At 63.6% G+C, this 25093-nt stretch carries 22 protein-coding genes and 1 pseudogene; 11 read left to right on the forward strand and 12 right to left on the reverse strand.

Translation table 11 applies throughout. From position 1 onward, the window contains the following. Position 1 precedes the first annotated feature (1 nt). From HLH34_RS10135 to HLH34_RS10155, 5 genes are all read left to right on the forward strand, one after another. Positions 2–778 carry a YncE family protein gene (locus HLH34_RS10135; protein ID WP_183119460.1) on the forward strand — a complete coding sequence of 259 codons (777 nt, stop codon included), beginning with the start codon at positions 2–4 and terminating at the stop codon, positions 776–778. A 219-nt stretch (positions 779–997) separates the two neighbouring features. Further along, complete coding sequence (locus HLH34_RS10140) at positions 998–3637, forward strand: TonB-dependent receptor (RefSeq protein WP_183119461.1); 2640 nt, start codon at positions 998–1000, stop codon at positions 3635–3637. 140 nt (positions 3638–3777) lie between these two features. Then, positions 3778–5043, forward strand: a complete 1266-nt coding sequence (locus HLH34_RS10145) for an alkaline phosphatase family protein (RefSeq protein ID WP_183119462.1) — start codon at positions 3778–3780, stop codon at positions 5041–5043. A 20-nt stretch (positions 5044–5063) separates the two neighbouring features. After that, entirely contained in the window at positions 5064–6311 is a 1248-nt protein-coding gene (locus HLH34_RS10150) for a cytochrome-c peroxidase (RefSeq protein ID WP_183119463.1), read from the forward strand. A gap of 5 nt (positions 6312–6316) precedes the next feature. Further along, positions 6317–6850, forward strand: a complete 534-nt coding sequence (locus tag HLH34_RS10155) for a cytochrome b (protein WP_183119464.1) — start codon at positions 6317–6319, stop codon at positions 6848–6850. A gap of 9 nt (positions 6851–6859) precedes the next feature. Here HLH34_RS10155 and HLH34_RS10160 read toward each other — a convergent pair whose 3' ends face one another. Both HLH34_RS10160 and HLH34_RS10165 read right to left on the reverse strand, forming a co-directional pair. Continuing rightward, complete coding sequence (locus HLH34_RS10160; RefSeq protein WP_183119465.1) at positions 6860–7288, reverse strand: c-type cytochrome; 429 nt, start codon at positions 7286–7288, stop codon at positions 6860–6862. Between the two features lie 1227 nt (positions 7289–8515). Continuing rightward, positions 8516–9478, reverse strand: coding sequence for a threo-3-hydroxy-L-aspartate ammonia-lyase (locus tag HLH34_RS10165; RefSeq protein WP_183119466.1), 963 nt, complete (start codon positions 9476–9478; stop codon positions 8516–8518). Positions 9479–9817: 339 nt separating this feature from the next. On the opposite strand from HLH34_RS10165, the pseudogene HLH34_RS19410 reads away from it, so the two are divergent. Both HLH34_RS19410 and HLH34_RS10175 read left to right on the forward strand, forming a co-directional pair. After that, positions 9818–10021: pseudogene (locus tag HLH34_RS19410) on the forward strand (hypothetical protein); the annotation flags it as partial. 29 nt (positions 10022–10050) lie between these two features. After that, positions 10051–10491, forward strand: coding sequence for a hypothetical protein (locus tag HLH34_RS10175; RefSeq protein ID WP_183119467.1), 441 nt, complete (start codon positions 10051–10053; stop codon positions 10489–10491). A gap of 149 nt (positions 10492–10640) precedes the next feature. On the opposite strand, the gene HLH34_RS10180 is transcribed toward HLH34_RS10175, so the two are convergent. The 7 genes from HLH34_RS10180 to HLH34_RS10210 form a co-directional block, all read right to left on the reverse strand. Beyond that, entirely contained in the window at positions 10641–11069 is a 429-nt protein-coding gene (locus HLH34_RS10180; protein WP_183119468.1) for a DOPA 4,5-dioxygenase family protein, read from the reverse strand. Continuing rightward, positions 11066–11728 carry an NADPH-dependent F420 reductase gene (locus HLH34_RS10185; protein ID WP_183119469.1) on the reverse strand — a complete coding sequence of 221 codons (663 nt, stop codon included), beginning with the start codon at positions 11726–11728 and terminating at the stop codon, positions 11066–11068. The genes HLH34_RS10180 and HLH34_RS10185 overlap by 4 nt, the downstream gene beginning before the upstream one ends. Positions 11729–11976: 248 nt before the next feature. After that, positions 11977–12177 (reverse strand): DUF2905 domain-containing protein, encoded by a 201-nt coding sequence (locus HLH34_RS10190; RefSeq protein WP_183119470.1) that lies wholly within the window; start codon positions 12175–12177, stop codon positions 11977–11979. Positions 12178–12186: 9 nt separating this feature from the next. Further along, positions 12187–12594, reverse strand: a complete 408-nt coding sequence (locus HLH34_RS10195; protein ID WP_183119471.1) for a hypothetical protein — start codon at positions 12592–12594, stop codon at positions 12187–12189. Positions 12595–12714: 120 nt separating this feature from the next. Then, entirely contained in the window at positions 12715–15036 is a 2322-nt protein-coding gene (locus HLH34_RS10200) for a xanthine dehydrogenase family protein molybdopterin-binding subunit (protein ID WP_183119472.1), read from the reverse strand. Continuing rightward, positions 15033–16019: an FAD binding domain-containing protein gene (locus HLH34_RS10205; RefSeq protein ID WP_183119473.1), complete on the reverse strand. Its 987-nt coding sequence runs from the start codon at positions 16017–16019 to the stop codon at positions 15033–15035. Before HLH34_RS10205 ends, HLH34_RS10200 begins: the two co-directional genes overlap by 4 nt. After that, a complete protein-coding gene (locus HLH34_RS10210; protein ID WP_183119474.1) occupies positions 16016–16525 on the reverse strand; it encodes a 2Fe-2S iron-sulfur cluster-binding protein in 510 nt (169 codons plus the stop codon). Before HLH34_RS10210 ends, HLH34_RS10205 begins: the two co-directional genes overlap by 4 nt. A 166-nt stretch (positions 16526–16691) precedes the next feature. On the opposite strand from HLH34_RS10210, the gene HLH34_RS10215 reads away from it, so the two are divergent. The 4 genes from HLH34_RS10215 (at position 16692) to HLH34_RS10230 (ending at position 22270) form a co-directional block, all read left to right on the forward strand. Continuing rightward, complete coding sequence (locus HLH34_RS10215; protein WP_183119475.1) at positions 16692–18476, forward strand: thiamine pyrophosphate-requiring protein; 1785 nt, start codon at positions 16692–16694, stop codon at positions 18474–18476. An 84-nt stretch (positions 18477–18560) separates the two neighbouring features. After that, positions 18561–18773 (forward strand): hypothetical protein, encoded by a 213-nt coding sequence (locus HLH34_RS10220; RefSeq protein ID WP_183119476.1) that lies wholly within the window; start codon positions 18561–18563, stop codon positions 18771–18773. A 93-nt stretch (positions 18774–18866) separates the two neighbouring features. Then, a complete protein-coding gene (locus HLH34_RS10225) occupies positions 18867–19649 on the forward strand; it encodes an SDR family NAD(P)-dependent oxidoreductase (protein ID WP_183119477.1) in 783 nt (260 codons plus the stop codon). A gap of 188 nt (positions 19650–19837) precedes the next feature. Further along, positions 19838–22270 carry a membrane-bound PQQ-dependent dehydrogenase, glucose/quinate/shikimate family gene (locus HLH34_RS10230; RefSeq protein ID WP_244959834.1) on the forward strand — a complete coding sequence of 811 codons (2433 nt, stop codon included), beginning with the start codon at positions 19838–19840 and terminating at the stop codon, positions 22268–22270. Positions 22271–22338: 68 nt separating this feature from the next. Here HLH34_RS10230 and HLH34_RS10235 read toward each other — a convergent pair whose 3' ends face one another. The 3 genes from HLH34_RS10235 to HLH34_RS10245 all read right to left on the reverse strand — a co-directional run bounded on the left by HLH34_RS10235 (position 22339) and on the right by HLH34_RS10245 (position 24532). Further along, on the reverse strand, positions 22339–22752 hold the full coding sequence (locus HLH34_RS10235) for a con-10 family general stress protein (protein ID WP_240161378.1): 414 nt from the start codon (positions 22750–22752) through the stop codon (positions 22339–22341). Further along, entirely contained in the window at positions 22749–23696 is a 948-nt protein-coding gene (locus tag HLH34_RS10240; RefSeq protein ID WP_183119479.1) for a DUF6328 family protein, read from the reverse strand. The genes HLH34_RS10235 and HLH34_RS10240 overlap by 4 nt, the downstream gene beginning before the upstream one ends. Positions 23697–23794: 98 nt before the next feature. Further along, positions 23795–24532: a hypothetical protein gene (locus tag HLH34_RS10245; RefSeq protein WP_220792123.1), complete on the reverse strand. Its 738-nt coding sequence runs from the start codon at positions 24530–24532 to the stop codon at positions 23795–23797. Positions 24533–25093 lie beyond the last annotated feature (561 nt).

Genomic DNA, 25093 nt, shown 5'->3' on the forward strand with positions numbered 1-25093 from the left:
GATGTTCGTTTCGGACGACAAGCTGGGCTGCGTCGTTGTCGACGTGCCGTCGCTGAAGATCGCCCACATCATTCCACTGCGTCAGGGTGCCGATGAAGCGATCTTCGACAAGAAGGCGGGCCTCTTCTATATCGGCAACGGCGGCAAGAAGGACAAGTCCGACAATTCGTCGATCAGTGTGATCGACGTCAAGACGTACAAGGAAGTCGCGCGGATCGCGATTCCGTCGTCCAATATCGAGATGATGGCCATCGATCACGCGCGCGGCCTGATGTTCGCCAACCTGCGCGACAAGAACCAGATCGCCGTCATCGATCTGGCGACGCGGACGCTGAAGACGATCTGGACCGTCCCCGGCCTGAATCTGATCACGCCGATGGCCTATGACGGCAAGACCCAGCGCCTGTTCGTCATCGGCCGCAGGCCGGGTAAGCTGTCGGTGATCGATGCGACCAACGGCACGCTGCTCTCTACCGCCGGTTCGGTGGATACGGCCGACGGCATCACCTGGGATGGCGGAAATGCCCGTCTGTATGTCAGCGGCAGCGAAGGGCTGAGCGTCTTTCACCGCGACGACGCCGATCATTTCACCGAAATCCAGCGCATCGACACCAAGACCGGCAAGGTCTCCGTCTATGTCGACAAGCTGAAGCAGCTTTATATCGCCCATGCCAGGACGCCGGCCGGTCCGGCGGCGCTGGACATCTACACCGTGGCGCCCGATCCGATCGCTCAAGCCGCCGCGAAGGCGGCCGCCGACGCCAGGAAGAAGCCCTGACATCCCGCTCGTCGCGCCCCGTCTCCGGGGTGCGGCGGCCCTGATATCCCGATTTTTCCCCGTCAAATCCAGCGAGGCCGCCCAGCGTGCCCGCACCGCCTGGAGTCGTCATTTTCGATGCGTATCCATCCGATGCTATGCCGCAGTACGCTTTTATGCCTGGCGACCGCGCTGGCCCCCGTCGGGGCGCCTCTTCTGTATGCCCAGGATGTACAGAAGGTGGAAAAGTCCCATCATGACGGGAAGAGGCACAAGGAAAACAAGAAGCACCACGGTGAGCGGGCGTCGCATGCCAATACCGGGCGATCTCATGGCAGTGACGCCGGACGTGGCGCACGGCACGCGGACGCGGTGCGCTCCTCCGCCCCCGAGCATCTTCAGGTCGTGGGGTTCAAGCGCCCGCCCAAGGCCAATGCCCTCGGCACCATCGAGGAAGCGCGCCTGGTCCAGAAAAACGCGCCCAACATCGTCGTTCTGATGCCGCAGTCGGAAATCGAGAAAATTCCGAACTTCGTTCTGGGTGATGCGATGCGCCGGATGCCTGGAGCCTCGATCATCTTCAAAAGCGGCGAATCGCGGGCTCTTCAGGTACGTGGCCTGGATTCCAGCCTCAACGGCGTGATGTTCGAGGACGTTCTGCTACCCGCCGGTTCGATGAGCAGCTCGGGCCGTGCCATGCCGCTGGATGCCATGCCGGCATCGCTGGCCGGCGCGCTGGAGCTTACCAAGACCAACCGCCCCGAGCAGGACGCCATCGCGCTGGGCGGCCAGATGAACATCCTGTCGCGCGATATTGGCGAAAATCAGGACCCGTTCCTGAAATTCCACCTTGCGGGCGGCTACCGCGATCCCAGCGCGACACCGGTCTTTCAGGGCACTCTGGCGGGCGGCATGCGGTTTGGCCTGCGTGGTGATCCCTTCAATCCCCATGCATCGGGCGACAAGCCGTTCAGCGTTTCGTTCTTCCTCAACGGTTTGACCGACTGGTTGAACATGGGGGACCTGCAACAGAAATTCGCGTCGGGCGATCCGGTCGGCAGCCAGGCGAACAAGGTCACGCAGGCATCGCAGGTGATGTATGCGGGGCACAAGGTGCGTTATTCCTACGGCGGCACGCTGGGCTGGGATATCGACCATAATAACAAGATCTATCTGAAAATGTTCGAATCGGCGATCTACGCGCCGGTCGTCAGGAATCAGCTGATCTATGCGTTCAGCCCCAAGACCGGTCTGGGTGATCCGGGGCAGGATGGTACCGCAAGCCTGACGCAGGGCGTGACCAATACCAAGACAACGGATCTGGAGCGGGTTTACAAATTCGGAGGCGACAGCCACGTCGGAAGATTCAAGCTGGACTATTTCGGCGCGTGGGCCGCCAACAATGTCGATCAGACTTCGTCCTATGTCTCCAATTTTTCTGGCCCGACAAATGTTCCAGTCAGTTATGACAATGTGACCAATCCCCTGCGCCCGACGGTCACCGTGCTGAACGGAGTCAACCCGCTGAACTATAATGCGTACAAACTATCGTCCTTGAGCAACCAGATCCAGCACGACAAGGATTACGAATGGACCGGCCATGTCGGGGCGTCGACGGAGCTGAACCTGTTCCGCGAACTCAAGGGCATGCTCAGCTTCGGCGGCGGTCTGCGCATGGAGCACATCCAGCACTATGACCCGACCTACACATATTCCAACCTGCCTGGCGTCACTGCCGGGCAGCTGGCGGGCAGCGACCGATGGACGTTCTTCGACGGGCTTTATAATATCGGCTACCCGGCGGGCCCTCACCAGGTCAACCAGCTGGCCAGCAGCGCGATCGATCCGCAAGTCACCAGCTCCGCCGGCACGACGGCGCAGCAGCAATATATCAACGATAACGAGAACGTCTATAATACCTATCTGCAATATCGGGCGACCTGGCGTCGCCTGGGTATCCTCGCCGGCTTCCGCTATGAAAAGACGGATGGTGTCTATCGCGGTACGCAGACGGTTACGCAGGGTAGTGTCACGACGCTCTCACCGCGCGCAGTGGGGCAGGAATATGCCAATTTTTTTCCCACCCTACAGTTGCGCTACAATATCACCGATAATCTGATCGGCCGCGCCAATTGGTCCACTGCCGTTGGCCGCCCCGGCTTCAACCAGGTAACGGCCAGCCAGACGGTCAATACGTCCACGAACGCGGTCAGTATCGGCAATCCTGGGCTGAAGCCGACCACCGGCAATAATTTCGACGTGTCGATGGAATATTACCTGCCGCATGGCGGAATCATTTCCGGTGGGGCATTTTACAAACTGTTCAAGAACTATATCGTCAATTACACGAATTATTGTACAGGGTGCTACAACCTTCCCGGCCAGGCCACCGTCAGCACCTACGCCAATATCCCCGATGCCTACGCCCGCGGATTCGAACTGAACTACCGGCAGCAATTCGAATTCCTGCCAGGAATTCTGAAAGGGCTCGGGGTCGGCGGCAATATGACCTACGTCAACTCGCGCGGCCAGCAGCGCAACGGCACGCAGGAGACGCTGCCCAATACCACAAGCCATATCTGGAATTTCGAAGCCTTCTATAATTATGGACCGGTCAACGTGCAGTTCAACGGCAATTACCAGGGGCTGACCATGACCGGTCTGGGCTCGGATCCGTCTCTGGACAGCTACGTGCAGCCGTTCCTGAATTTCGACATCGGCGCGAGCTACCGGATCAATCGCAGGGTCAGCGTCAATTTCCAGGCCCGTAACTTCACCAATACGATGCAGAACGCGACGCAGGGCATCTCCGCGAAGAGAATGGTCGAACTGCAATATTTCGGCTCGGCCTACATGTTCGGTGTCGATGTCTCTTTGTAAATTCAAATCAATAATTTCCAAAAAAATTCATGCTGGAACGACGTTTTCGTCCTTCTGGCGGGCCGGTCGGGGCGGTATGACGGGTTTCTGCAAGGAAACATGCCCCCCGCTATGTTTCACGGATGAAAAACAAGGTAGACATGACCAAGCGATCGATCTTCAGCCGTCTCGGCGCTGCTCTGCTCGTGACTTCGTCGTTCGCGGCGGCCCAGCAGGCTCATGCCGCGCGTCACGCGGCACCGGTGCTGGAAGGCGTGCCGCATTACGACAACATCATCGTCATCGAGATGGAAAATCGCCAGTATGGCGAAATCATCGGTGCCGATCCGGCCAGTTCGCCCCATATGACGGAACTGGCGCGGACCTATAATTCGGCCACTTCCTATTACGGGATCACCCACCCCAGCGAACCGAACTATATCGCCATGATGGCCGGCGACCAGGAAGGCGTCCTGGATGACGATGGCTGGTACTGCCAGGCCGACGGCACCCCGCTGCCGGCCGAAAGGGCGATCGTGGCCGGCAAGCCGGATGCGGCACCGATGAACCGGCCTTGTAACGGCATCAAGAAGAACAAGGCCTATGTCGCGCATCATTTCACGGTACCGAATTTCTTTGCGCAGCTGAACAAGGCTGGCATTTCCTGGTCGATGTACAGCCAGAGCATGCCCACCAATCCGCAGACCGGCGAAAGCATGCCGGAAATGCCCACCTATCCGGCATCGGACGATACCACTGCCGACGTGCGCGGCCTGTATGCGTCCAAGCATAATCCGTCGGTCAATTTCGACGATATTCGCGAGGCGGCGGATTTCCATGCGCATAATCGCGGCGAGAAGGCCTTCTTCAACGACCTGGCGGCGGGCAGGCTGCCGCGTTTCGCCTATTTCGTACCTGACCAGTGTCATGACGATCATGGTCCGTCCGGCCCCATGAACGATCACCCGGAGTGCAAGGGCCATGGCTATGGGCCGTCGCCGCTGCTGACGACAGGAGACAATTATGTCCAGACCCTGGTGCACCATATTCAGGCTTCGCCTCAGTGGAAGTCGAAGAAGAACGTGGCGATCGTGGTCACGTTCGATGAGGATGACAGCGGTGGCGCTGGTGTTCAGGGCTGCTGCGGCTATCATCCGGTTGCTCCCGGGCAGCCGCACAAGGGCGTGGTCAACCAGGGTGGCGGACGCATTCCCACGCTGGTGATCACCAATCACGGTGTGCGCGGCGTGCAGGACGACACGCCCTATAATCACTATTCGCTGCTGCGTACGATGGAAGATGCGTTCGGCATCGCCGGGCATATCGGCCACGCCAATGACGGGACGGCGGCCCAGCCGGCCGACGGCTCGTTCGTGCAGACGCCGGTCGTGCCGATGGTCAGGATGTTCGCCCTGGCAGCACATTGATGGCAGGCGGGTCGGGGCGCATGGGTGCGGCGACCCGGCCCGCCGGGCGGGTGGCTGGATGGTGCGTGCTGGCCACCCTGCTGGTCATGCCCTGGGGTGCCGGCACAGCGCGGGCGGCAGACGGGTTGTCGCCCGCCGCCCGGCTGGGTCGGCAATTATTCTTCGATCCTGGACTATCGGCCTCCGGCCGGCAATCCTGCGCCAGTTGCCACGATCCGGCCAATCACTATGCGCCCTCCAATGCCCGGCCGGTGCAGATGGGCGGTGCGGCCCTGGACCGGGCCGGAGTCCGGGCCGTCCCGACCCTGACATACAGGGATGAAAATCCCGATTTCTCGGAGTCTTTGGAGAATCCGGATGAATCGGCCAGCGGCCCTGGCGGCGGCTATGATTGGGATGGTCGCATGGCGTCGGTGGCGGCTCAGTCGGCCAGTCCACTGACCACGCCATTCGAAATGGCGAATCCCGACCTTGCGGCCGTCCGCGCGCGCGTGCGGCGCAATCCGGACTATGTGCGGATATTTACCAAATTATTCGGCGCGGACATATTCGCCACGCCCGATCGGCTGGTTCAGGCGATGGGGACGGCGCTGGCGGCCTTTCAGCATGAAGATACGTCCTTTCATCCCTACAGCAGCAAATATGATCTCTATGCGCGCGGCCTGGCGACACTGAGCGCACAGGAACAGCGGGGCATGGCGTTGTTCAACGACGCCGACCGTGCGAACTGCGCATCATGCCACACGGCCGGCCAGGGGCCGGGACGCGACGGCGCGACATCGGTGGGTCAGTTCACGGATTTTTTCCTCAAGGATATCGGTGTTCCCGCCAATCCGGATATCGCACCGGCCGGAAACGGGGCCTACGACATGGGGCTGTGCGGCCCGCTGCGCACAGATCTGACCCCGGCGCGCGACCCGGCCAATCGGGCTTATTGCGGGCTGTTCATGACGCCGACATTGCGCAACGTCGCCAGCCGGCATGTCTTCTTTCATAACGGGTCTCTGAAAAGCCTGCGCGACGTCGTCGAATTCTACGTCACCCGCGATACCGACCCAAGCCGATGGTATGGGCGGCAGGATGCGGCGCTGCCCTATGATGGGTTGCCACCTGATCTGCGCGGAAACGTGGACCGTGCGGACATGCCTTTCGCCGCCCAGACCCGCGGCGGCAGGCCGATCCTCTCGGAACGCGAGGTCGATGACCTGGTGGCCTTTTTGAAAACCCTGACCGATGGCTATCGGATTCCGCCGGTCCAACCGAAATGATCACGATGCAGAATTTTCCCTCCCTTTCCTATGATCCTGTGACGCGCCGGCTGCACTGGATCACCGCCGCCATCGTGATCCTGCAATTCGCCGCGGGCGAAAGCTGGGGCTGGTTCGGACCGGTCTGGAAAACGGCGGCCCGCAATATTCATACCAGTGTCGGGGTGGCGTTCGCGCTTCTTCTTCTGGTGCGTCTGTATTGGCGCTGGACACGCCGGGCCGGTATGCCGCCGGTGCATGGCCGGCTGGTGCCGGGGGTTCATGCGCTGTTATACGGGCTGCTGATTGCCGAAGTGGTCGATGGTATCGGCTGGCGATTGACGGGCACCCATCCGCTTTATGTCTTTGGCGCTAACATAAGCTGCGGCGCCTGCCGGCTGGATCGGTCCTGGCATAATGCCCTGACCTGGCTGCACCATTATGGTGCCTGGGTTATCATCGTACTGGCATGCGGCCATGCCGGCGTCGCGTTGTGGCATCATCTGGTGGGGCGCGATGATACGCTGGGGCGGATGCTGCCGCCTCTCCGCCCCCGGTGATGGTACGGATCATTTCCCGTCGGACAGGCTCTCCAGATAGGCCACGATATCCGCCCGGTCCCGATCATCCGTGATACCATCAAGCGCCATGCGTGTGCCCGGCGCGAAGGCGGCGGGGTTCTTCAACCAGGCGGAGAGTGTGTCGGCAGTCCAGACCTGCGGTTTGTGGGCCTGAAGGGCAGGCGAAAAGTTGAAATCGGCCATGGAGGCGATTGGCCGGCCCTGTACGGCATAGAGGTTGGGTCCGATCATTGCCGCGCCGCCGCGATCGAAATTATGGCAGTCGGAACACATGCTGTCCGCCAGATCGCGGCCGCGCGAACGATCGCCATGCTGCACCAGATTGGCGAACGGCGTCTCCGCGGCGTCGGACGTGGCGATTACGGGTCCGCCCGCCAGGGCAGACAGGGTCAGGAACAGGAACATTCTTTTCGACATCGCATGTCATCCTTTCGGCCTTTTTGTGTCGGAAGTTTAAAGGGGCGCATCGGGCATCACGAGAACATGTGTCCGGAATGCGAACGATATTCAAAAAACATTCACGGAATATAGAACTGTCGACGATTCGCCATTTTCGATGGTCCCTCGGGAGGGCTGTAGTAGCAATAAATTCTATCTTGGAATTGAGAAATTCTCATATTTGAATATATTTCCGAATTTCATATTGCAATTTTGTATATATTGTCTTCTATAAAGCAAGTTTAGTCATGATATTTTCTTCCGATGATAATTCATGCACGTCGCCCGACGGCAGGTGCGGACCATGCGCCGATTCCTGTTATCGATGCTGTCATTTCCTTGCATTCGAAAAAGGTCGTTTCCAGATGAAATCAGTATATATCGTGTTTACGTCCATGTTCCTCGCTGCCGGTACGGCCATGGCGGACACGAAGTCGCCGGTGCATTACGATCTGGTCCACGCCCCGACCGCGTAGACGCGCTTATGCATTAACAATTACATCGGACTACCCCATGGGGCTGCGCAGCAATCCGACTCTGGTCCATTTTCAGGCTCGACACCTTGATCGGCCTCCGGTTGCGGCCCAGAATCGTGCCAGCTTTCGCCGCTTCCAGATACCAGTCGCATATCTCGGATACGGTCATTCAGGCCCGCACAGCCCGGCCCTCGGCCGACGGGTCCTTTCCTTGCGCAACTTCGGTCAGTCGTTGCCGCGCCATGTCGCGGGCGATCTCGACCGTCAGCCGACTTCGCATTAGGCTTTAACGCATCGACGCTACGCTTTGTAAGCTTTGCCATTTTCTTCAACTCCGTTTCGATATCGTTCCTCGTTTGCTTCCCCGGCTCCGACGGCGGTGGCCGGGGAAGCAGGGGGGAAACAAAAGTGGACGATTCGGCAGTCTTTTTCTGTCTTTTCTGTGCTGACTGCCCGAGAGACATTAACCGTCGATGTGACCGTGCCGCGCTCGTTGCCACCGAGTGGACGAAACGCGGAGAGGGGCGGCTTCCACATAATCGGGGAGGATGGCGGCTATGCGTGGCGTGGGTGATCGCGCATGTGGGACGGAAGCTGGCGGTGAGCCGTGCAGCACGCTGGCGACGGCGGAAATCAAATGTGGTTTGACCCACGGGTGGAAGCGCTGAAGCACTTAGTCTCCGCAGACCGCCTGCCAACGCATCTGAGGCATCCTGCCCGCGCGGAAGTATTATCCTCGCGCGATTAAGGCCGCGAATTGCGTGATGTCGATATTCCCGCCGGACAGGATCACGCCGACCTTCTTGCCTGCCACCTCGACCGCACCCTGCAACGTAGCCGCGGCCGCGAGGCACCCTGTCGGCTCAACGATCTGCTTCATGCGCTCGGCGATCAGCCGCATGGTCTCCACCAGTTGCAAGTCAGTGACCGTCACCATCTGCGAGACGTGTTTTTGCATGAGCGGAAAGGTGAGCGACCCGAGCGCCGTCGTTTGCGCCCCGTCGGCGATCGTACGCGGGACCGGAATCGTCACGATCTCGCCACGCGTCAGCGATTGCTGCGCGTCGTTGCCCGTTTCCGGTTCCACGCCGACGACCTTGCAGCCCGGCGACAGCTCCGCCGCCACCAGCGCAGATCCTGCGATCAATCCTCCCCCGCCAACCGGCACCAGCAGGAGATCAAGCGGTCCGGTCTCCTCGAACAGTTCCAACGCGGCCGTGCCCTGACCGGTGATGACGTCGAGATGGTTGAACGGCGGGATCAGCGTCAGCCCTCGCTCCGCCGCCAGCCCGGCGCCAATGATGTTGCGGTCCTGCGTGTAACGGTCGTAGAGCACCACCTCGGCGCCATAACCGCGCGTGGCTATAATTTTCATTGCAGGCGCGTCCTCGGGCATGACGATGACCGCCGGAATGCTCGCCAGAGACGCCGCCAGCGCGATTGCCTGGGCGTGATTGCCGGACGAAAACGCCACCACACCTCGCGTTCGCGCCTCGGGATCGAGGGCAGCAATCGCATTCACGGCCCCTCGGAACTTGAACGCTCCAACCCGCTGCAGATGCTCTGCTTTGAAAAACAGTTCCGCGCCCGTGCGCGTGTTCAAGGCGCGAGAGGTCAGGACCGGGGTGCGGTGAACGACACCGGCGATACGCGCGGCGGCAGTTCGGACAGAGGAAATATTCGGTACGGGCATAGCTGTCCTACAATCGACGGAGAGAGAGAGAATAAATTATTCATCGGCAAGAAGAATCACACAAGACGCTGTTATCGAACCTATTTGACCCAACCCTATGCCTGAGCCGTTTTAATAACGCGGTGCCGCCTGAGAGCCTGTTTGAAAATGCGCGTCGGATCGCCGCCAGCGCGCATTTTCAAACAGGCTCTGAGTCCTGGGCCGTGAACTCATAAAATTGTTTGGTGTTTAACGGCTCGCGTGATCCAGGGCTTCGGACTGAGGGAGCCTGATGACGCGCTGCGGCTACGAACTCACCGGCCGCGAATGGTCTATGGCGGCATGGGAGGTTCCCGCGGCGGCCTCACCTGCTTCTCACGCTGGGTCTTTCGGCAAAGGAACCTCGTGGAATGCTTCTTCAAAACGATCGAACAGTTCCGAGGTGTCGCAACCCGATACAAGCGTCCCGATAACTATCTCGCCGCTGTAAAGCTCATCGCAGCGAGAAGCTGGTGTCGGTGTTTTATGAGTCGACGCCCTGAGCAACCAAAGCCCTGCTGGTGAGTAGCCCGCCTGTGACGAAGGAGACCGCCATGACGTTCACCCGTTCGCGCCCGTCTGTGCTGTCGACCCTGCTTGCGGCCGTCTTGCTTGCCGCTTCTGGTGCGGTTCGGGCCACAGCGCAGACCACGCCTGCGGCACCGCCTTCCAGCCATGCGGTGGCGACGCCGGATAACGCCATTCTGCTGACGATCTTCCTCAAGCACGATGAAAACCGGCCTTTGGGCGAACTGAGCGCCCAGCTCGAGCGGCAGGGATTCTACAAGGCGTTTCCGCCGAACGGCACAGAGGTTGTAAGCTGGTATGTGATGATGGGGATTGGGCAGGTCGTCACCCTGCGCCTGCCGGCGTCCCGGCTGCGCGAAGTGAACCGCGTGCTCGAGGACACCGCCTGGGGCGTCTATCATACCGAGTTCTTCCCGACCTACGATTACAAGGCGGTCGGAGTTTCACAGCATGAACACGCGAAGTGATCCCTTCCAAATTCCCTCTCTCACGTCTCAAGATGAGGCTCGGGGCAATGACAGGCAGGCGGTGAGCGAGATGCTGGCGCAAGGCGGGCAAAGTGGCGCCGGTGCGCGGACTGTTCCGGAGATTCTCGCCGCATCGCAATTGTCCGTGCTCAGATCGGCATCGTCCCGCCTGGGTCCGTATTGGGAACGCCGGCGCCATCCGCCTCGGGCGCTTCCTCCGGCAGCCGCTCGCCCAGCAGCGCGCGGCGCTGTCCGAGCCAGACGCCGTCGAGGAGATGGTCCCGGCGCGGGAACCGGGTGTTCGGATGGATCAGGACGCTCAGGCCCTGATGATTGAGCATCAGCCAGGGCACCAGCGTCGCGAACCGCGCGGTCTCGAAGGCGATCTGATACATCGGCAGCGTATGCGGCCCGACCGGAACCTCGTGCCAGCGTCCGAGCCGCACCACGAAGCGATCGGCGATGGCGGCGCGCAGGCGCTCGGCGGCCGCGCGCTCGTCCGGGCCGTCGAAATAGACATGGGCATGGTAGCTGCCGATCGTCCCGATCGGCCGGATCGGTGCGGGCATCGGCTTCATTTGGCCTTCCACTGCGCGGTTCGTTCGGGCCGCGCATCCGCGAGCGCCTGTTTTACGCCCGCTGCGTCCAGATCGGCGGCATCGACGGGCGTGCCGGGCTGCTGCCGCCAGGATTCGTCAAGCCCCCCGGCATCGACCGGATCGAAGCCGAGGTCATTCACCAGATCCCGCACGATCGCCTTCGCGGCAGGATCGTCGCCCGCGACCGGGAGGGCGATGCGTCCCGGTGTCCCTTGCGACTTGCCCTTCTCCAGCAGGTGGCGGGCGTAGATGTTGTTGAAAATCTTGATGACCGGATGTCCGATCGCCTTCTCGACCCAGCGGCTTTCCGGCAGGCCCATTTCGATCGCCGCGATCCGGCCGTCCCGCTGTTGCGGATAATAGTTCCCGGTATCGATGACCGGCACCGCGCGCGGTACATCCGCGAAGAGATCGTGGGGCAGGTCCGGAATGTTCTTCTCCGGGATCGTCACCACGATCAGGTCGACGCCCTTCACCGCTTCGCGCGGCGTCACGGCGGTCGCCCCGGTCTCTGCCTCGAGATCGCGCAACGTCGCCGGACCTCGGGAATTGGCGACCAGAACCGTGTGCCCCAGCGCCGTCAGGCGCCGGGTCAGCGTGCCGCCGATCTGGCCGGCGCCGATAATGCCGATCTTCATGTGCGTCCCCGTTGGCTGATCGTCCGTCGTATCCGTTGAGCTATGAACGATTCACCGGTGGGGCAAGGGCCGCCTGGCATCCGGCATTCCGGCCGAGGATGGCTCGCTGGCCGCAAATACCCAACGCAGCCCCGCTGTGCCCGCTCGACCGCCCCTGCTGCTGCCGGCCCGCGATGCGCGCCTCCGCGACCGACCATCCAAACTGGCATGCATCGGACCTGGCTGGCGCCCCAGGGCGTTTTCCCGGCTTATCGTCGGAGGAGCCAGAAGATCAGCGAAAGGACCACGCTGACCACGACGCAGGTTGCGATCGGGGCGTAGAAGGTGAAATTCGGCCTCTGGATCACGATGTCTCCCGGCAGTCGGCCAAGCGGCAGCCGCGACAGGACTGGCCATAGTACTCCGGCCAGGACAAGAACGACGCCGAGGGCGATGAGGGCTCTGGACATACTGGTCTGTTATCGCTGCGCGAGTTGGCCTGCGAGCTTTTTCTGCTGGGCGGCGACGCGAGCAGGAGCCTGCGCCAGTGCACCGAGCGGAGTGGGATCGAGGCCAGTCGCTGCGCAGGACGTTGCGCGCTTCCCGCATTGCCGGGCGAGGGAGAGGGCGGCGTCAGCCGCGCCGGGCCTGCAATGGCGGAGACCGGTTATTTTCCGCTGTGCGCCCACCATCGGCTTCAGCGGAGAAACGGGAAAATCCATAATCTCGGCCAGCCGATCGGAGGCCCATTGCTGCCGGTCAAGGCGAATGCCGGTGTCGATGCCGTAGAGCACCTTCATCGCGTCCGGCGACAATGCGCTGGTCGAGTCCATCAGATCCAGTCGCGAGGCGCGCGCCGCGATGGCGACGTTGCAACCACGGATCATCGATTCGAAGTCCCGTCGGCCAGCCGGTGACAGACAGCGTCGATTGCGCTGCCACACCATCCTCAACGGGTGGTTCAGTGAAACAAGAAGATGAAATAGTGCCTGACCGGGCCTGCCCGATCACGTACTCCCCAGCAGCTTGTCCAGCGTTATCGGCAGGTCGCGGATGCGGCGGCCCGTGGCGTTGTAGACGGCATTGGCGACCGCCGCGCCCACGCCGGTGATGCCGATTTCGCCGATGCCATGCGCGCCGAGCGGCGCACGGGGATCGGGGGTGTCGGTCCAGATCACGTCGATCTCGGGCACGTCCAGATGGACCGGCACATGATATTCCGCGAGGCTTGCGTTCATGATCCGGCCCGTGCGCTCGTCAAACAGCGTTTCCTCGGTCAGCGCGAGGCCAAGCCCCATGATGATGCCGCCGCGAAACTGGCTGGCGGCGGTGCGGGGGTTGACGATGCGGCCGGTATCGAACGCGCCGAGGAAGCGGCTTACCCGCGTTTCGCCCGTTACCGCGTTGACCCGGACCTCGCAGAACTGCGCGCCGTAGGAATGCATCGCGTATTTCTGGACCTCGAGGGGCATCGGCGCTTCGGCCTCGGCCGAAACCTGGTCGCGGTTTGCGCGCGACAGGATGGACACATAGCTTTCGAACCGGTCGGCGAGGGCCCTGTGGCCCAGGCCGCCGTCGCGGGCCACGATGTCGCCCGCTTTCAGGCCGGCCAGCGGCGAGGCATTGCCGACCAGCTTCAGCAGTGCGGAAACCAGCTTCTCGCCGGCGGCGGTCACGGCGGCGGCGATGGACGCCGTCTGTGACGAGCCGCCCGCGATGGTGCCCGGCGGCAGCGCCGTATCGCCATAAGCGAAGGTGACGTGCGTGAGGGGCAGGCCGAGCCGGTCGGCCGTGGCCTGTACCTGCACGGTGGCGGTACCCATGCCCATCTCGTGACTCGCCATCGCCACACAAGCGTGACCGGCGCGCGTCAGCGTGATCCGTGCGGTGCCGCCGGGCATGCGGTAATAGGGGTAGGTCGCGGTGGCGACGCCCATGCCGATCAGCCATTCGCCCTCGCGGCGCGCGCGGGGCGTGGGGCTGCGCGCCGACCAGCCGAACCGCTCGGCACCCCGCGCATAGGCGTCGAGCAGATGACGCGAGGAAAAGGGGTGATCGGATGTCGGGTCTTTCGCGGGTTCGATGCGGCGCCGCAGTTCGATCGGGTCCAGCCCCATGTCGTCGGCCAGCTCGTCGATCGCGGATTCCAGCGCGAACGTGCCGACGGATTCGCCCGGTGCGCGCATGAAGGTGTTGGCGACCATGTCGATGTCCGCCACCTTCTGCTCCAGTTTGAAGCTGCCGGCGGCGTAGAGATGCCGGGCAGGGAAGCTGAACTGTTCGGGGCAGTTGTTATAGGCCGTCATCGCGGCGATGCCGGTGTGGATCAGCGCCGAGAGCGTGCCGTCGGCCCGGGCGCCCAGCGCCACGCGCTGCCGCGTCGTGGTGCGGCCGCCGGAGACACGAAACACGCCTTCGCGCGACAGGGCGACCCGTACCGGCCGGCCCGAAAGCCGGGATGCGGCAATGGCCAGGATCTGGTGATTCCACAGCGCCTTGCCGCCGAACCCGCCCCCCACGAACGGGGAGAGGATGCGGATCTGCTCTTCCTTCAGCCCGAAGATGCCGGCGAGGGTCCAGCGCGTGCCGTTGAGCATCTGTGTCGCGTCATGGACGATCAGTTGCCCGTCCGCCTCCCACCACACGGTGGCGGCGTGGGGTTCGATCGCGGCATGGCTGTAGCGCGGGGTATGGTAGGTCCGGTCGATCTTGTGCGCCGCTTCGGCCAATGCCGCCTCGGCGTTCCCGATTTCGATCACCGCGGGTTCGCCCAGCACATTGTCGGGACGATGCGCGTGGGCGGCGGCGTATTCGAACGACGTGCTGGCCGCCTCCTCGGTGTACGTGACGCGCACCAGCGTGGCGGCATGGTCCGCCTGTTCCTGGGTTTCGGCCAGGATCACTGCGATCGGCTCGCCATTCCAGTGGATGGCGTCGTCCTGCATGACCGGCAGGCTGCTCGCGCCCGCCGCGCGCGGATCGGACATGAAGACGGCGGGCGGCGCCATGCGCGGCGCGTTGCGGTAGGTCATGACCAGCACGACGCCGGGCGCCGCCTGCGCCGCGTCCGTCTCGAGGGTCGCGATGTGGCCGCGCGCGATCGTCGAATAGACCAGCGCCGCATAGGTCATGTTCCTCGCCGGAACCTCGGCGGCAAAGGGCGCCTCGCCCTTCACCTTGCGCGGGCCGTCGACGCGCGGCACGGAACTGCCGATCGCGCCGTGCCGGCCGATCAGCGGGTCGGGCGTGCCGCCGGGCAGCCAGCGTTCCGGCGCGAGGCCGATGGCGGTCTGCATGATTTTCTGGGCGGCGTCCCGGATCGTGGTCATGCCGCCTCTCCCGCCAGCTCGTTCAGCACGGCGACAATGGTCCGTCTGGTAAGTTCGATCTTGAAGCCGTTGTCGCGCAGGGGGGCGGCGTCCGCGAGTTCGGCCTCCGCCGCGGCCCGGAAGCAGGCTTCATTCGTCGGCCTGCCGCGCAACGCGGCCTCGGCGGTGAAGGCCCGCCACGGCTTGTGCGCGACGCCGCCCAGCGCCAGCCGCACGTCGCGGACCATCCCGTCGTCGGACCGGTCGAGTACTGCGGCAACCGACACCAGCGCGAAACTGTAGCTGGCCCGATCACGCACCTTGCGATAGGTCGAGCGCACCGCGCAGGGCAGCTGCGGCAGTTCGATCGCGGTAATCAGTTCGCCCGGCTCCAGCAGCGTCTCGACCTCGGGCCGTCCGGCGGGCAGGCGGTGCAGATCGACCAGCGGCATGGTGCGTGCGCCGGTTGCGTTTTCAAGGTGGACGACCGCGCCCAGAGCGGCGAGGGCCACGCACATATCGGAAGGATGCGTCGCGACACAGGTGGGGGAGGCGCCCAGGATGGCATGGGCGCGGTTGAACCCGTCGATGGCATCGCAGCCCGCCCCCGGCGTCCGCTTGTTGCACCGCGCGGCGTCGTCGTAGAAATAGAGGCAGCGCGTCCGCTGGAGGATATTGCCGCCGACGGTCGCCATGTTGCGGATCTGCCCGCTGGCGCCTGCAAGAATCGCGCGGGCCAGCACGGGATAGCGTTCCCGGACCGCGCGATGCTCGGCCACGGCGGTGTTGCGGACCGCCGCCCCGATCATCAGGCTGCCGTCGCCGCGTTCTTCGATCGTGCGGGAAAGACCCGTCACGTCGACCAGCGTGTCGGGCCGTTCGATCGTCTCGCGCATCAGGTCGACAAGGTTGGTGCCGCCACCAAGATATTTGGCCCCTGCGGCGACCCCCAGATGGGTCGCGGCGGTGGTATCGCCCGCGCGGGCGTAGCTGAAGGGAGTCATGCCGCCGCCTCCGTCGTGCAGATTTCGGTGATCGCGTCGATGATGCCGTTATGCGCGCCGCAGCGGCACAGGTTACCGCTCATCCGCTCGCGCAGTTCGTCGCGGGTGGGCAGGATGGTTATGGCGGCAAGGTCGGGTGTGACGGCGCTGGGCACCCCGCGTGCGATTTCGGCCGCCATCCCGATCGCCGAACAGATCTGCCCCGGCGTGCAATAGCCGCACTGGAAACCGTCATGGTCGATGAAGGCCTGTTGCAGCGGATGGAGCGTGCCGTCGCGGGCCAGCCCTTCCACCGTGCTGATGGATCGGCCCTCGTACTGCACGGCCAGCGCCATGCAGGACAGGATGCGCTCGCCATCCGCCAGCACGGTGCAGGCGCCGCAGGCGCCCTGGTCGCAGCCCTTCTTGGTGCCGTGGAGTTCGAGGTGCTCGCGCAGCAGATCCAGCAGTGAGGTGCGCGGATCCAGCGCGACCTCCATGCCCCGTCCGTTGATGGTGATGAGCATGATGCCTCCGTCCGGAAAGCTGCCGCGATTTTAAAGGGCCGTGGCTGCTGCTGTCATCTGAATCGACGTCACAATCGCGCGTCGTCGAAACGGCCTGCGTCCGGGAACGTCTGGCGGCCCCCATTCGTATAGGGATCACGCTGAATTTCGGAATGGGGGATCGAGCATGAACGTCAGCGAATTCGTCTGGCATCGTCTGGGGGAATGGGGTCTGCGGCGCGTCTACGGCTATCCGGGCGACGGTGTGGGCGGCCTGGACGTCGCCCTTCAGAAGGCGCTGGAAAAGGGGACCGAATATGTTCAGGTGCGCCATGAGGAAATGGCGGCGTTCATGGCCAGCGCCCACGCCAAATTCACCGGCGAGGTCGGATTATGCTATGCCACGTCGGGGCCGGGCGCGATCCATCTGCTGAATGGCCTGTATGACGCGAAGCTGGACCATGTGGGGGTCGTCGCCATTGTCGGGCAACAGGCGCGTTCGGCCATCGGCGCCCAGTATCAGCAGGAAGTCGACCTGCAATCGCTGTTCAAGGACGTCGCCTCCGAATTCGTCGCCACGGCCTCGGTGCCCTCCCAAATCCGGCATCTGATCGACCGGGCGGTCCGGATTGCGGCGGCCCGGCGTGCGCCTACCTGCGTGATCATTCCGAACGACCTGCAGGAACTGCCCTATACCGAACCCCCGATGGCGCACGGCCACACCCATACCGGCATCGGCTACCCCGATGAAAGCAAGGTGCCGCCCGGCGACGGGCTGCGGCGGGCCGCCGCCGTGCTGAATGCGGGCAAGCGGGTCGCCATCCTGGCCGGCGCCGGCGCGCTGAACGCGACGGACGAGCTTCTGGCCGTGGCCGACCGGCTGGGCGCCGGCATCGCCAAGGCGCTGCTGGGCAAGGCCGCCGTGCCCGACGACCTGCCCTTCGTCACCGGTTCGATCGGGCTGCTGGGCACCGAACCGTCGTGGGACATGATGAAGCAGTGCGACACGCTGCTGATGGTGGGCTCGTGTTTTCCCTATAGCGAATTCCTGCCCGCACCGGGGGATGCGCGCGGCGTGCAGATCGACATCAACGGCGCCAACCTGTCGCTGCGCTATCCGATGGAGGTCAATCTGGTCGGGGATTCCACGGCAACCCTGCGCGCGCTGCTGCCGTTGCTGACCCATAAGGACGACAGATCGTGGCGCATGAAAATCGAAAAGAATGTCGCGTCATGGTGGAAGACGCTTGAAGGACGGGCCCTGCAGGCGGCTCGGCCGCTCAATCCGCAGCGCGTGTTCTGGGAACTGTCTTCCCGCCTGCCGGAGAATGCGATCGTTACCTGCGATTCAGGCTCGGTCGCCAACTGGTACGCGCGCGACCTGAAGGTGCGCCGGGGCATGAAGGGGTCGCTGTCCGGCGGGCTTGCGTCCATGGGCGCGGGCACGCCCTACGCGGTGGCCGCAAAGATGGCCTATCCCGCCCGGACGGTGATTGCCTGCATGGGCGACGGGGCGATGCAGATGAACGGCCTGAACGAGATGATCACCATTTCCAAATACTGGAAACATTGGGAAAATCCGCGCCTGATCGTGCTTGTGCTGAACAACCAGGATCTCAATCAGGTCACGTGGGAGGAACGTATACAGGGCGGCGCGGGCAAGACGGAGGCAACCCAGAGCATTCCGGACTTTCCCTACCATAAATACGCGGAACTGGTCGGCCTGCGGGGGATCTGCGTCGATGACCCTGCACAGGTCGGCGCCGCCTGGGACGCGGCCCTGTCCGCCGACCGGCCGGTGATTCTGGAAGCGCGCACCGACCCCAACGTGCCCCCTCTGCCGCCGCATATCACGCTGCAACAGGCGAAGGCCTTCCTGTCCATGCTGCCGGAGGAACCCGAGCGGGGCAGCGTTCTGAAAAACACCGCCAGGCAGATCATGGCGTCCCTGCTGCCGGCGAGGAAGGAATAGCCGCCGCACTGCATCGCGGCCCGGCAGCAACCCCATGGACGGCGGCTCGTTTCCCTTCAGAGGTTCACGACGGAGGGAATGACCATGAGGCACGAACCGCAAACGGCCGCCTGGCCATCGGGCGACGACGAAAAGCGCCGTCCGGCCCCGGGTGTCAGTTCGCCGCCCGAGGCCCAGCCGGATCCCGACGCCGAAGTTCCTCCGTCACCCAGGAAGGAACCCGAGGATCTGCCCGAACCGCTGACCCTGCCGCAGCATGACGGTGCGCGGGACAAGGCGGAAGCCGGCAAGGCATAGGCGCAGCAGATGGCAGCTATCGGAAAAAACGGTTCAACCTGACTGCTTTCCGCTCGTTTGGAGTGGATCCACAGCAGATCGCAGGAGACGAAGATGCCCACGCACGACGCACGCCCCAGCAATCCGCCATCCGGTCGCATCCACGACAAGGTTGCCGTGGTCACCGGTGCGGCCAGCGGCATGGGCCGCGCCACGGCCGAACGTTTTGCGATCGAGGGCGCGCGGCTGGTCCTGGCGGACCTCGATCGGGAAAAGCTGGAGGCGGTCGTCAAGGATATCCAGGCCGTCGGCGCCGAGGTTGTGGGCGTGCCCGGCGACGTCTCCAGCGAGGCCGACGTGCGGTTCCTGATGGGCGAAGCCGTGCGCCATTTCGGCGGGATCGACATCCTGATCGCCAACGCCGGGGTCATCCCGGAGGCGGATCTGGCGTCGGCCACCGTGGACCTGTGGGACCACACGATGGCTGTCGACGGGCGGGGCATGTTCCTGAGCTGCAAATACGCGGCGGCCGAGATGGTGAAGACCGGGAAGGGGGCGATTGTCTGCCTGTCGTCCATTTCCGCGTTCGCGGGGCAGAAAGGCCAGGCCGTGTATGGGCCGGCGAAATTCGTGGCGTCCGGGCTGACGAAGCATCTTGCCATCGATCTGGCCGACAAGGGCGTGCGCGTCAACGCCGTGGCCCCCGGAACGATCGATACGCCCGCCGTGGCCAAGCTGGGCAAGGAAGGCATCGAGAAAGTCATTTCGATGCACCCCTTGGGCCGGATGGGCAAACCGGAGGAAGTCGCCAGCGCGATCCTGTTCCTGGCGTCCGACGAAGCCTCGTTCATCACCGGCGCTGTCCTGCCCGTGGACGGCGGGTACCTGGCCCAGTAAACGGCCCCGCGTATTCGCCCCGGCAGGTTTCCCGCGAAACGCAGAGGAAACCTGCCCGACAGGGCGACCATTCCATTGAACGAAGACAAGCAGGACGCCTGCAGGGCCTGCTCTTGCCGCCGGCGGCGCGTGCCGCTCCGGCCATCGGATCATGCTGCGCCTGAATGACGAAGCGAGGAGAAGCCGTCTTGTTCCCATCGCGATCCACACCTGCCCTCATCTACCTCACGGGGGTTGCGCTGATCCTCCTGGGCGTGGCCCTCGCGGCCCCGGGCGTCTGGCTGATCGCGCTGGGTGACAGCAGTTACTACGCCGTTGCAGGGGCATTGATGGTCGCCAGCGGCATTCTGATTGCCCTGGGGCGGCGCGCGGGGCTGTGGGTCTATGCCGCCATGCTGGCCTATACCCTGATCTGGGCCCTGTCCCGCGTGGGCCTGGATGGATGGCGCCTGCTTCCGCCGCTGGCGCTGCCTTCGGGCATCGGTCTGTGGGTGTTCGGCCCGTGGGTCGGGGGACGCATGAACGACCCGAGCGGCCGTATCCGCGTCAACAGGGCGGTACTCGGCGGCATGGGCGGTTGCGCCGCGCTGTTCGCGTGCATGTTCGCCTGCGGATGGGCCATTACGGCATCGCGCACCATTCAGCATAATCCCTTTCCGGCGGATCGCGTGGGCGGTGCGCTGACCAATGCTGAATCCCTGGCGAACAATGAATGGCGATATATGGGCGGCACCTCGGCGGGTGACCGGTTCGGCGTTGCGACGCAGATCACGGCGAAAAATGCACACAATCTCAAACCCGCATGGATTTTTCACACCGGCGATCTGCCGCGCCCAGGCGAGAATGCACGTGGCCGCGAATTCAGTTTCGAGGCCACGCCGCTGAAGGTCGGCGACAATCTGGTCTTCTGCACGCCGCATCGCGATGTCGTGGCGCTGGATGCCACCACCGGAAAACAGGTGTGGCGCTACAGCCCCCATGGAAATTATGGGCAGAATATCTATCAGGCCTGCCGTGGGGTTTCCTATTTCGAGGCGCCTGCGGGATTGCTGTGCCCGCATCGCATCATTTCGACGGATTCCGGATCGCCGCCGACCTTGTTCGCGCTTGATGCCGATACCGGACGCCTATGTCCCGCCTTCGGCACCGACGGCATCGTCGATCTGCGGCAGGGCATGGGCACCATCCCGGCGGGATTTCATTTCATCACGTCTCCACCCATGGTGATGAATAATCGCATCATGCTCAGCGGCTGGGTTTACGACAATCAGACCGTCGACGAACCCTCAGGCGTTATCCGGGGCTTCGATGCCACCACCGGTCAACTGGCCTGGGGCTGGGATATGGGGCACACGCCGGCCAACCGCCCTTTGAATCCCGGTGAAATCTTCACGCGCGGCACCCCCAATGGCTGGGGCGTCTATACCGCCGATCCGGGCCTGAACATGGTGTACGTGCCGCTTGGCATCGCCACGCCCGATTATTACGGCGTCAAGCGCCGCGCCTTCGACGAACGGTACGACACGTCGCTGGTCGCGCTCGACATCACGACGGGCGAGGAACGCTGGCATTTCCAGAGCGTCCATCACGATCTGTGGGATTTCGACCTGCCCGTCGGCCCCTCGCTGGTCGATCTGCCGGACGGCAGCGGCCGGATGACGCCCGCGCTGGTCCAGACCACCAAACAGGGCGAGCTTTTCGTGCTGAACCGTCGCACCGGCAAGCCATTCTACCGTGTGGAGGAACGGCCGGTGCCGGGGGGCACCATTGCGAACGAACGGTACTCCCTCACGCAGCCTTATTCACCCGATATGCCGAATCTGCGCCGGCCCGACCCGTCGACGGACGATCTGTGGGGGATCACGCCCTTCGACCAGATGGCCTGTCGCATCGCCTTCAAAAGAATGAATTTCCAGGGCCTGTTCACGCCCCCCAGCCTGCAGGGCACCATCGGCTTTCCGGCGTTCGATGGCGTGGACGACTGGTATGGCGCGACGATCGACCCCACACGCGGCGTGCTGTACGTCAATACGACCTACATCCCGTTCACCATGCAGCTTGTCCCGCGCGAAAAGGCGCTGAAGGAAGGTCTGTTCAAGCCGTGGGACGGCTGGAACCAGCCTTATCCCGAGCCGCCTTTCGCGAATAATCCGCAGCATGGCCTGCCTTATGCCGCCGTCATCAAGCCCTGGCTGGGCTTCCTCGGCGCCCCATGCCTGGCGCCGCCCTGGGGCCGGACACAGGCCATCGACCTTGTGCACCATCGGGTGATCTGGGAACGCGCATTGGGTACGACCCGGAATGTCGGCCCCACCAATACCCTGCGCATGCCCGTGGGGCTGCCGACGGGCATCTTCAGCATGGGCGGCACGCTGACGACGCCGACCGGACTGGTGTTCATGGGGGCCACCGCCGACCAGGCGTTCCGCGTCCTGGACGGCCGGAATGGCCATATCCTGTATGAAACCGCACTCGATGCGGGCGGGAATGCGACGCCGATGACCTATATGGGCCAGGACGGGCGCCAGTACGTGGTGCTTGCGGTGGGCGGACACGGGGGGCTCAAGACCCGGAACGGCGATGAAATCGTTGCTTTCGCCTTGCCACAACAAGGCAAGTAAGCGGACCGCTCCTTACTGCCGCGAAGGTGCGGAAGGCGGGCCCGCCGAGGGCCCGCCTGTGCTGAAGGTCACTTCTTGTCGTGGCTGTGCTGCCCGCCCTTTCGCCCGGCCTCCGCCGCGCGTTCTGGATCGTCGGCGAAATTCCCCGAACGATGCTGGCCGCCTGTATGGCCGGATTCCGAGGCCTTCGCGGGTTCCTCCGCAGCATGCCCCGAGCGGTGTTGTCCACTCTTGTGGCCCGCTTCGGATGCTTTTTCCGGATTGTTGGCGAAATTGCCCGGATTATGTTCCTTGCCGCCACCCCCGCGGCTGTCGGCGGGAGCCATGGCGGAGGCATGGATATGCGGAATGCAGATACGATCGATCATGATCGTTCTCCTGGAAAATACATTAATATTATTGTGATTTTTATGATGTTCCTCATTCCCGTCAGGGCGTTCAATGAGGAAGAAGCCCAGCCGATCCGACCGGGATGGACTCAACGGTGCCCCCACGAGTTCCCCCGCAGGGGATGCGTCAGGTGCGCGACCATCGGCCAGGCAAACCACAGGCCGAACAGGATTGCGGCTACGGCGGTGGCCACGAGCGTTCCCGCAGTACCTGACCCGACGATGCGGGCAGCCACCACGTAGCTGTCCCCGGTCAGGCCGAGGGCCAGCGGCACCAGTGCCGTCGCCGTGATGTTGCCGCCAAGGTGCACAAACCGTTCGCTGTCCTGGCCCGCCCAGACGATGCGGTGCAACGCGGCGGGCATGACGAGCAGGATGACGGCCAACGCGACGCAGAACAGGGCGCCGCCGTGCATCAGGCGCGACAGGACGGGCAGTTTCTCGAACGCGGCGGTCAGGACAATCGCGAGTTGGAACCCCAGCAGCGCCTGCGCGCCCGGCAGGATCACCCGGGCCTCGGTCAGCATCTGTTCGACCCGCGCATGCAGCGGCGCGACCTCGCGCCGGTCCTGCCGTGCGCGCGCCGTGCGGTGCGCGGCGGCGGTCTGCTGCTTCATCACCATGCCCGCTCCATACCAGCCGGCCAGGGCCAGCGCGGTTATGCCCGCGCCGGCCGCCTCGCCTGCGCGGATGTCGCCACCCAGCATATGTTCGGCTGCGATCGCCACGTCGAGGCCGAAGGCGGCAGCGAACGGCAACAATGCAGCGGCCGCCAGGCGACCGGTCAGCAGTTGAATGCGCCCGGCGCTGCGGCCCTGCCCGGCGATGCGGTGGTAGGCGGATGGCGCGATCAGCAGGCCTGTTGTCAGCAGCATCAGGCCCAGTGCCCCGGTCGCCATGACGCGTGCGTGCCGGGGCAGCGTGTCGAACCGATCCTGAAAGGCAAGCTGGTATTGAAAGCCGAGCAGGATCTGCGCCCCCAGGATCAGGGTGCGCGTCTCGTCCAGCGCGGTCTTCACACGGTCATGCAATGCCATTTCCGGTTCCCTCGCCCGACCCGTCCCGTTTCGACAGTCGGCCAAGGAAGAAAGAGGCGACCGGGAACTGTGCCGCCGGTTGCCGGGGTGTCCCGGTTTTAGAAAGCGTCTCTCCGCCGACCGCCGATCGCACCGGACACGCAGGCTATGAATGCGCCGACCAGCATTGAAAAGAACGTGTAGAGCGCGAATGACGAGACGGCTTTACGGGCGACGTCGGCAATGTGCTTGGCTTTCGCGATGGCCTCCCTTTCGGTGGCGACCGCCTGATCGACCCGTTTTCCGGCGTCCTCGGCCGAAATGCCTGTTCGGGTGGCGATCAGCTGGGCCAGGTAATCATGGTCCGCCGGCGTGATTTCGCCCGTGGCGGCCGTGGCCAGGATCCGCCCCGCTTCGGTTTTCACGTCCTGGCTGGAGGACGATGTATCCGGCTGGGTGGTACGGAACAGGGTATCAAGCATATAGTCGCTGGGATTCGACGCGGATTGGCTGAGGGCGCCCGCGCCCAGCCCGGCGACCGTTGCAGCGGCGGTTTTCCCTACGCCGCCGGCCGCCGACCACGCGGTTGAACCTGCCAGCCCCACCACAAGAACGACCGCGACCGCCCAGGCGACGAAACCGGCCGCCGTATCGCGGAACATGACTTCATGGCGATGAACGTCACCTGCGGCCGGGCGCAGCCGGCCGGCAAGGTATCCCCCGAAGAACGAGGAAACCCATTGGACCACGATCAGCCAGATCGCGGTCATCACGGTAAACGTCATACCCGACGGGTTATTCCCCGAAACAGGCGAAACCCACGCGAGGCCAAGACCCGAGCCAAGCGACATCAACATGATGGCCACCGCCGTCGCGACGATGGCGCCACCAAGAACGGCTGCCCACGATATCCCCGCACGCGGTGATACGACAGCCACATCATCCCTCAATATGGGCATGGCGGATTCTCTCAATGATAGAGTAGAAGAATGAGAATGATGATCGGAATGGGAATGCCAAGGAGCCAGAGCAGAATTGGCATGATGTGATCCTTCTGTGAAGATTTCTGGAACGTGCCGCGTTCCGCGAAGTTCGCTGCAGAATGCCCGCTTTCCCGATAAGGGAAGCCGGTGTCGGCCGGATTCGGGAAAAAATCATCCGCGCTTCGACCTCGCCGGGCTGTCGCGAGAGAAACTCGCGGTGAGCAGAAACCATTCATGAAGACACGCGTAGTTTGAATGGGGTTCCCGACTGGGGGCCGTATCAGCGTTGGCGCTACGCGACACCTCACGCATGATCGTCGGGATATCGCGGATACGGGCGGACGCCTGCATGTGACGGCTGCGCGGGAGGCATCCCTGGCGGATGATGTTGCAAGGCCGGAGTGCATCGGCCGGCATCCCGCCGATACAACGTCG

Origin of the sequence: Gluconacetobacter azotocaptans (assembly GCF_014174355.1) — a bacterium.
GTDB lineage: Bacteria > Pseudomonadota > Alphaproteobacteria > Acetobacterales > Acetobacteraceae > Gluconacetobacter > Gluconacetobacter azotocaptans.